Here is an 8066-nt window from a genome sequence, read left to right on the forward strand (position 1 = left end):
CCACCACCTCAGGCCGCCTTGATCTCGGTGTACGCGGCGTCCCGGGCCTGGGTCTCCTCGGCCGTCCCGTTGTGGAAGTTGATCGCCTTGGCCAGGTCGTCGACGGTCACGACCGACTCCGGCACCGGCTCGACGAGTTTCGCGTACGCCTGCTCGGTGCCCTTGATCGGCATCGGGTAGCCGATGTACTCGATGTTCTTGATCGCGTTCTCGGGCCGGAGCATGTAGTCGATGAAGAGCATCGCCGTGCCCGGGTGCTTGGCGTCGACGGGGATCGCGTAGGTGTCGGAACCGGTCGGCGCGCCCTCGGTCGGCGACTCGAAGCCGTAGAGCTCCGGCTTGTCGGCCTGCCCGATCACCGCGACGATGTCGCCGCTCCACATCTGCTGCAGCCAGGACGAGCCGCCGGACAGGTTGTGGGTGGTGTCGCTGGAGAAGCCGCGCAGGTGCGGGCGCAGGTCCTTGATCAGCGCGACCATCTTGTCGAGCTCGTCGGGCTTGGCGGTGTTGATGTCGTACCCGAGCCGCAGCGCGGCCAGCCCGAGCACCTCGTCCCGGTCATCCAGTAGGAACTTCTTACCATTGGCCCGGGTGTCCCACAGGTCGTTCCAGGAACCGGTGAGCTTGGCGCCGAGCTTGTCCTTGCGCCAGCCGATGCCGGTCTTGTACATCGTGTTCGGGATGGTGTGCGCGGAGTTTTGGTCATACCAAGGGTTCTGAAAATAGTCATACGTTCCGAAGACTTTCTCGGAGTTCGTGAGCTGCGCGTGGTCGATCGCGCGCAGCTTGCCCGCCTTGACCAGCCGCTCGGCGAACTTGTCCGACGGGAAGATGACGTCGTACGCGTTTCCGGCGGTGAGCTTGGCGGTCATGCTCTCCATCGAGTCGAAGTTGGACTCGATGACCTTCACGCCGTACTCCTTGGCGAATCCGGCCTTCACGTCCGGGTCGATGTAGTCGGCCCAGTTGAAGTAGACGAGATCGCCGTCGACCTTCATCTCGATCGGCGGGGCCTGCGACTCCTCGGCGGCGGCCGGCGCCTCGGTCTGGGCGAAGCCGCAGCCGCCGAGAGCGGTGGCGCCGCCGAGCAGGCCGGCGAGTTTCAAAAGATCACGACGATCCATCGGGATGCCTCCGGGGGAACGGGACGGTAAGGCCGAGCTCGGCGCTGACCAGGCGCCAGATGGTGGTCTCGGCGGCCTGCAGATCGAAGGCCGGGTCACCGAAGGCCAGGTGGACGGAGTAACCGTCGGTGAGAACCAGGACGAGGTCGGCGACCCGGCGCGGGTCGCAGGGGCCGAAGCTCCCGGCCGCGACGCCCTCGGCGATCACGCCGCCGATCCAGTCGCGCAGCTCCGCGTACAGCCAGTGGGTGAACTCGCGGGACTCCTTGTCGCGGGCCGCGCGCAGCCACAGCTCCTGCCAGAGCAGGCCGTCGCGCCGGGTGTCCTCGTCCATCGGCAGGCTGCTGTCGATGATCCGGGCCAGCCGCCAGGCGTGCGGGTTCTCGGCCGGGGCCGGCGCCTCGTACTCCTCGCGGCCCACGGTCTCGAAGGTGTAGCGCAGCGCCTCGTGGAACAGCTTCTCGCGGTTTTCGAAGTGGTAGTGCAGGAGCGCGGTCGAGACGCCGGCCCGTTCGGCGACGTTGCGCATCCGTACCTTCTCGAACCCCAGCTCGGCGATCGTCTCGCAGGCGGCGACGAGAATGGTGGTGCGGGTCTGCGCGGCATCGATCATTTCTGGTCACCTTCGGGCTCGGTGGGCAGGGCGAGATCGGACCGTATCCGGTCGGCGAACCACGCCACGGCGCCCTCCCGGGCCGACAGTGGACCCATTTCGTAGCCGGGGGTGGCCAGGCCGGTCTGGACCCGGGCGACCAGCTCGCGGTCCTCGTCGTTGGTGATGTCGCCGATCCGGATGTTGAGCCGTTGCGCGATGCGGGTCCGCAGGCCCTGCCCGGCCCGGCCGTAACAGGCGCCCGGCACGGCCACCCGGTCCACCGCGCGCGGCACGATGGTCCAGGCCAGCACCATGTCGGGATACATCTCGAGCATCGTGTTGGGGTAAAGGAACAGATAGCGCCAGACGCCGTCGTCGTCGGGGGTCAGACCAGGCATCCGGCTGACGGTCCATTGGTACAACCGTTCGGTCCAGTTGGCCGACGGCTGGTCGCGCAGCGGCGCCTCGAACAGCGCGTACGCCTTGTCCACCTCGACCGAGTAGCGCTTGTAGTCGAGCAGCCGCATCAGGGCCGGGTGGGCGACCGGGACGTGGTAGCCCTCGAGGTAGTTGTCGGCCGCGACCTTCCAGTTGGCGTGCTGCACCTCTGCCTCGGCGACCTGGTGGATGCGGTACCTGGTGATCGGGTGGAGACCCGGGCTGAAGTAGCGGCCGAACCGCGTCTCGATCTCGGGCGCCTGCTCGCCGAGCGGCACGGCGTCCAGGTCGAGGCTGACGAAGACGAACCCGAGGAAGGTGTCGGCCTTGGCCGGCAGCAGGCCCAGCTTGGCCTTGTCGAGGCACGCGAACTGCCGGTTCTCCGGGGCGCCGACGAGCGTGCCGTCGAGCCGGTACGTCCAGCCGTGGTAGGGGCAGCGGAACGCGGCGGCGTTGCCCGGGCTGTCGACCAGCCGCGCGGCGCGGTGCCGGCACACGTTGCGGTGGGCGGCCAGCGAGCCGTCCTCGGTGCGGGCCACGATGACCTCGTAGCGGCCCACGGTGGCGACCAGGCGATCGCCGGGCCGCGAGAGCTCCGACTCGTGGCAGACGAGCTGCCAGGACCGGTCGAAGACGGCGGCCTGCTCCTGCTCGTACACGTCCTGTCCGGTGTAGTACCGGGGATGCAGGGCCGGTGCGGGGGGCTGCATGAGTCACCTCATTCGTGCTGACTGATTGGTTAGTTAGCCATCATGAGGGCGATGTGTCAAGAGCCACAGCTTCCGAGGTTGACAGTCGGAAAATCTGGCTCTTGCGCGCTGACTGATTAGTTAGTTAGCTTCTGGCCATGCGCGCTCTCAGCGGTGGCAACCGTCGCCTGGCCTGGCTCGGGCTCACCCCCGACCCTGAGCGCTTGCTGCCCGGTCAGGTGGCCCGGCTCCGCCATGCGGCGGCTCTGGGGACCTCGGAGGCCTCGCGGGCCGCGGACGCCTCGCAGGCCTCGGACGCCGCGCGGGCCTCGCGGGCCGGGGACGCTTCGCAGGCCGCGCAGGCCGACCTCGAGCGCGCCGAGCGCCGCCGGATCGAGCAGCTCATCCTGCACGGCACCTCACGACGCTGGCTGCGCTATCTCGGGGAGCTCACCGACCTGGTCGTCGCCGTCGCCGACGGCAAGTCGCCGGGTGATCCGCGCACCGCCCACGAGGTAGCCGAGGTCGTGAGCCATCACCACCGCATGCTCATCGGACTCCCCGGCCCCGGCTACGAACTGGCCGCCGGCCAGCGCGCCGCCCTCGACACCGCCCTGTCGCGCCTGGAGTCACGATGACCCCCTCGCCTTCGGAGATCATCGAGCTGGCCGCCGGGTTGCGCGGGCGTGGCGGCGCCGGCTTCCCGACCGCGACAAAGCTCGCTTCCGTACGCCGAGCCGCCGCACCCCGAACCGTCGTGGCCAACGGCGAAGAGGGCGAGCCCGGTTCCCTGAAGGACCGCTGGCTCCTGCGCGAGCGCCCGGAGCTGGTGCTGGAGGGCCTGCGTCTGGCCGCCGTGGCCATCGAGGCAGACCGATCGGTGGTCTATTTCTCTGACCAGGCCGCGGAACAATCGGTAATACGGTTAGCCCCACCCACGGTCGAGATCATCCGGGTCGCCCCACGCTACGTCGCCGGCGAGGAGACCTCGATCGTCCGGGTGCTGGACGGCGGCCCCGCGCTGCCGCTGGCCAAGCCGCCGCGCCCCTACGAACAGGGCGTCCTCGTGCTCAACGTCGAGTCGCTGGCCCGGCTGGCCCGGCGCGCCGCCGGCGAGAGCGACCCGCCGCTGCTCGCCACGCTGACCGGCGGCGGGCGTCCGGCGACCCTCCACGAGGTCCACCCCGGCACCACGCTGCGTGCGCTGACCGAGGCGCACACCCCCGATCCCGTCCGGGGTGTGCTCGCCGGCGGCCTTTTCGGCGGCTTCCTGACCACGCTGGATGTCGAGGTGTCGCACGACGGGCTCGCGGCCGCCGGAAGCGCCCTGGGCTGCGGCGCGTTCCGCGTGCTCGGACCGGACGACTGCCCGGTGGCGGTGGCCGCCGCTGCGCTCGACTACCTGGCCGGCCAGAGCGCCCAGCAGTGCGGCGCCTGCATCCGCGGCACCGATGCCCTGTCCGCCACGGTCGCCGCCCTGCGCGCCGGCACAGCGACGGCGGCCGACCTGGACCTCCTGGCCACCCGGGCCTCGCGCCTGCCCGGCCGCGGCGCATGCGGCCTGCCCGACGCTGCCGCCCGGCTGGCCACGTCCTTGCTCACCGTCTTCCCCGCGGTCGTGCGCCGACATCTGATCCCGGGCTGCGAGGCCTGCCGCCTTCCCGTCGACCTGCACGCCACCTCGACCAGCGCGCCGCCTCAACCTGCCCGCCGCCTCGACCAGCACACCACCTCCACCAGCGCGCCACCTCAACCTGCCCGCCACCTCGACCAGCACACCACCCCGACCAGCCCGCCACCCCGACCAGCCCGCGACCTCGACCAGCACGCCATCGAAGGAGTCCGCGCATGAAGCTGCTGCTTGATTCCACCCGCTGCCAGGGATACGGCCTGTGCCACGAGAAGGCGCCCGAGCTGGTCGACCTGGACGAGTGGGGCTACGCCGCGATCACCCGCCCGCCGTCCTCCCCCGAGGACGACCGGGCTGCCCGCGCCGCGATCGAGGCCTGCCCGGCTCAGGCGCTGCGCTCATGAGGGACCTGTCGGCGCTGTTCGACCCGGCCGCCGTCGCGATCATCGGCGCCTCGGACGACCCGGCGAAGTGGGGCCATGCCGTCGCCCGGCAGGCGCTGCGGGCCGGCGCTCGCCGGCCGGTCCATCTGATCAACAAACGCGGCGGCACGGTCCTCGGCCGGCCCGCCGCGCGGAAACTGGCCGAGGTCGGCGAGCCGGTCGACCTGGTGGTGGTCGCGGTTCCCGAGCGGTTCTTCGAGGACGCGGTCGACGACGCCCTCGCCCAGGGCGCCCGGGCCATCGTCGGGATCACCGCGGGCTTCGCCGAGACCGGCGCCGACGGCGAGGCCCGGCAGCGCGCCATCGCCGAGCGGGTCCGGTCGGCCGGGGCCGCGTTGGTAGGACCTAACTGCCTCGGCCTGGTCGACAACACCACCGAGGTCTACCTCTCCTCCGACGCCTTCGCCCCAGGCAGCGTCGCGTTCCTCAGCCAGAGCGGCAATCTGGCGCTCGAGCTCGGCCTCCGGCTTTCGGCGAAAGGTCTGGGCATCAGCCGGTTCATATCGTATGGAAATCAGGCCGATGTCACCCTGGTCGACCTCCTGACGTCCTGCGCCGAACACGAGGCCACCCGGGCGATCGCCGTCTACGCGGAGGACTTCGCGGACGGCCGGGCGTTCGCGTCGGCGGCCGCCGCGACGAGCAAGCCGGTCGTGCTGCTGGCGGCCGGTCGCGGTGCGGCTTCGGCGCGCAGCGCCGCCTCCCACACGGGCGCCCTGACCAGTCCGGCCGACGTGGTCGCGGCCGCGTGCCGGGACGCCGGCATCCACCAGGCCGCAACCCCACGGGAGCTGACCGTCCTGCTGGAGGCGCTGTCCGGCCCGCGCCGCGCCACCGGCCGCCGCACAGCCGTGCTCACCGACGGCGGCGGCCACGGCTCGATCGCAGCCGACGTCGCCGAGGCGGTCGGGCTGACCGTGCCCGAACTGTCCGGCCCGCTGCAGTCCGATCTGCGCGACCTGCTGTGGGGCCCCTCCGCCGTCGGCAACCCGGTCGACCTGGCCGGCATGGGCGAACAGGATCCGGCGTCCTATCCGGCCATTGTGGAGTCGCTCATCGGCGCCCCCGAGGTCGACGCGGTTCTGATGACCGGCTTCTTCGGCGGCTACTCCGCGGCCGCCGCGCCGGACGCGGCCTCCCCTTCCGACGCGGCCTCTCCCACCGGCGCGGCGCCCACGTCGGGCGCCTCCCCTTCCGACGCGGCCTCCCCCTCCGGCACGACCTCCCCCTCCGGCGCGGCTTTCCCGTCGGGCGGGGCGTCGGTCTTGGACGGCGCCGACGCCGGGGCTGGGCTCGGCGACGCGACGCTTGGGCGGCTGGAGGTGGCGGCGGCGGAACGCTTCGCGGCGGCGGTTGCGGGTGAGAGCACGCCCGTTGTGGTGCAGTCGATGTATCCGGACTCGCCGTCGTGCCGGGTGCTGACCGCGGCCGGGATTCCGGTGTTTGGGGCAGTGGAGGATGCCGCTCGGGCGCTGGCCGCGGTGACCGGCGGGCGGCGGGTGCGTGCGATCGCCTCGCTTCCGCCGCCGCAAGCGGCGATCGTCGACGCCGGCTACTTCGCGGCGCGGGAGCTGCTCGCTAGGGCCGGCGTCGCTTTTCCGGAGGCGCGGGAGGTACGCGACGAGGCCGGAGTGCTCGCGGCGGCGGGCTTGCTGGCTCCGCCGTACGCGTTGAAGGCAGTTGGTTTGTTGCACAAGACGGATGCCGGCGGCGTCGCGCTCGGGCTGAACGACCCCGGCGAACTGGTTGCCGCCTTTCGTGAGATGCGCGCGCGACTTGGCGAGATGGCCTATTCCGTTGAGCGAATGGTCAAACCGTCGGACAGCGTTGAGCTCATCGCGGGCGTGAAGCGGGATCCGCGGTTCGGGCCCATCGTCATGGTGGGGCTGGGCGGTGTCCACGCCGAGGTGCTGCGGGACGTGGCGTTCGCTCTGGCCCCGATCGATGCCGGGCGGGCCCGCGAGTTGCTCGGCGAGCTGCGTTCGTCCGCGCTGCTGCACGGCGTTCGCAATCGTCCGCCGGTGAACATCGCGGCCGTGGCGGAAACGGTCGCGGCGCTGGCCGAGGTGGCGGCGGCGCATCCCGAGATTGTCGAGATCGAGGTCAATCCCCTGCTGGCCGGGCCGGAGGGGCCAATCGCCCTCGACGCCCGCGTGATTCTCTGAGGAGCACCGTGGATTTCTCCTATTCACCCGACCAACTGGATCTGAAGCGGCGGGCCGCGGAGTACACCGCGCTGCTCATGGAGTACGAGGACGAGTCGGAACAGGCGGGCGGGCCGCTGCCGGCCGAGACCGTGCGCGCGCTGACCCGCAAGGCGATGGAGTACGGCGTCTACGGCATCAACATGCCGGCGGAGTGGGGCGGCGCCGGGCTCTCCCTGCTCGACCAGGTGATCGTCGAGGAGGAGTTCGGCAAGGCGACGAACTGCCTGTGGGACATCCCGTGGCGACCCTCGAACGTGCTGGCCTACGGCACGCCCGCACAGCGCGAGAAATACCTTCTGCCCATTCTGCGTGGCGAACGGTTTGACGCTTTCGCGGTCACCGAGCCGGGCGCCGGCTCGGATCCGTCCTCCGGCACGTCGACCGCGACCCGGGTGGCCCGCGGCTGGCTTCTCAACGGCGAGAAGTGGTTCGTCACCTGCGGGGACGTCGCCGATTTCCTGCTGGTGCAGGCCGACGCGGGCCCGGACCGGCTGGCCACCATCTTCCTGGTCGAGAAGGACACGCCCGGGGTCGAGATGAAGCGCGTGCCGCACTTCATGCACACCTCCGTGAACGGGCATCCCGAGTTCACCTTCACCGACGTGTTCGTGGCCGACGAGGACGTGCTCGGCGACGTGGGCCAGGGCTATGAACTGACCAAAGAATGGTTCACCGACGAGCGGTTGATGATCGCGGCGCGGACCGTCGGCGCCGCGGAACGAGCCCTATCCCTCGCCCGGGACTGGGCGGTCGAGCGCCACCAGTTCGGCGCACCCATCGCGAGCTTCCAACTCATCCAGGCGATGCTCGCGGACTCGGCCGTGGACATCGCGATCAACCGCGCCTACACCCACCAGGTCGCCTGGGAAGCCGACAACGACACCGACCGCAAAACCCTGCACGCCAAGGCATCCATCGCCAAACTCTCCGCCAGCGAAGC

At 70.9% G+C, this 8066-nt stretch carries 8 protein-coding genes; 5 read left to right on the forward strand and 3 right to left on the reverse strand.

Going from position 1 to position 8066, the window contains the following annotated elements; all coding sequences use genetic code 11:
- Positions 1–8: 8 nt before the first annotated feature.
- Genes A3CQ_RS0114260 through A3CQ_RS0114270 form a run of 3 tightly spaced genes read right to left on the reverse strand, consistent with a single transcriptional unit; the run spans position 9 to position 2867 of the window.
- Complete coding sequence (locus tag A3CQ_RS0114260) at positions 9–1124, reverse strand: polyamine ABC transporter substrate-binding protein (protein WP_040432371.1); 1116 nt, start codon at positions 1122–1124, stop codon at positions 9–11.
- A complete protein-coding gene (locus tag A3CQ_RS0114265; protein ID WP_020511617.1) occupies positions 1111–1737 on the reverse strand; it encodes a TetR/AcrR family transcriptional regulator in 627 nt (208 codons plus the stop codon). The genes A3CQ_RS0114260 and A3CQ_RS0114265 overlap by 14 nt, the downstream gene beginning before the upstream one ends.
- Positions 1734–2867 (reverse strand): aromatic ring-hydroxylating oxygenase subunit alpha, encoded by a 1134-nt coding sequence (locus tag A3CQ_RS0114270; protein WP_020511618.1) that lies wholly within the window; start codon positions 2865–2867, stop codon positions 1734–1736. Before A3CQ_RS0114270 ends, A3CQ_RS0114265 begins: the two co-directional genes overlap by 4 nt.
- Before the next feature lie 137 nt (positions 2868–3004).
- Between A3CQ_RS0114270 and A3CQ_RS0114275 the strand changes: the two genes are divergently transcribed.
- The 5 genes from A3CQ_RS0114275 to A3CQ_RS0114295 all read left to right on the forward strand — a co-directional run.
- Entirely contained in the window at positions 3005–3484 is a 480-nt protein-coding gene (locus A3CQ_RS0114275) for a hypothetical protein (protein WP_020511619.1), read from the forward strand.
- Positions 3481–4698, forward strand: coding sequence for an NADH-ubiquinone oxidoreductase-F iron-sulfur binding region domain-containing protein (locus tag A3CQ_RS52775; protein WP_020511620.1), 1218 nt, complete (start codon positions 3481–3483; stop codon positions 4696–4698). Before A3CQ_RS0114275 ends, A3CQ_RS52775 begins: the two co-directional genes overlap by 4 nt.
- Complete coding sequence (locus tag A3CQ_RS0114285; RefSeq protein ID WP_020511621.1) at positions 4695–4880, forward strand: ferredoxin; 186 nt, start codon at positions 4695–4697, stop codon at positions 4878–4880. The genes A3CQ_RS52775 and A3CQ_RS0114285 overlap by 4 nt, the downstream gene beginning before the upstream one ends.
- Complete coding sequence (locus tag A3CQ_RS58990) at positions 4877–7084, forward strand: acetate--CoA ligase family protein (protein WP_020511622.1); 2208 nt, start codon at positions 4877–4879, stop codon at positions 7082–7084. The genes A3CQ_RS0114285 and A3CQ_RS58990 overlap by 4 nt, the downstream gene beginning before the upstream one ends.
- 8 nt (positions 7085–7092) lie before the next feature.
- A partial coding sequence (locus tag A3CQ_RS0114295) for an acyl-CoA dehydrogenase family protein (protein ID WP_020511623.1) occupies positions 7093–8066 on the forward strand: 974 nt, incomplete at its 3' end.

The organism is Paractinoplanes globisporus DSM 43857 (genome assembly GCF_000379645.1).
Taxonomy (GTDB): domain Bacteria; phylum Actinomycetota; class Actinomycetes; order Mycobacteriales; family Micromonosporaceae; genus Actinoplanes; species Actinoplanes globisporus.